Origin of the sequence: Alteromonas sp. KUL106, from assembly GCF_009811415.1 — a bacterium.
Classification (GTDB): domain Bacteria; phylum Pseudomonadota; class Gammaproteobacteria; order Enterobacterales; family Alteromonadaceae; genus Alteromonas.
On record NZ_BLIG01000113.1, the window covers coordinates 1 to 298 of the forward strand.

Sequence of the window (298 nt, forward strand, 5' to 3'; positions counted from 1 at the left end):
TACGGGAGGACGATTACCACTTTGTGTTTCATGACTGGGGTGAAGTCGTAACAAGGTAACCCTAGGGGAACCTGGGGTTGGATCACCTCCTTACCATTACGTCGTAAGACGCACTTGATGCAGTGCCTACACAGATTGTTTTGTTTATTTATAGACTCGCTTCGCGAGTGTCGCGGTAAATTGCTTAACCGGAAGGGAACCTTCCTGACAATTTACTGGCTCGCTAAAGTGGTAGTTGTTTTGACGCAGAATGCTAATTAATGATCAGATCATTGATTAGTGTTTTTTGAAAAACACT

At 43.6% G+C, this 298-nt stretch carries 1 rRNA gene; it reads left to right on the forward strand.

Annotated features, from left to right (window positions below):
• Positions 1–93: ribosomal RNA gene (locus GVO63_RS19435) — 16S ribosomal RNA — on the forward strand; the annotation flags it as partial.
• Between the last annotated feature and the right edge of the window lie 205 nt (positions 94–298).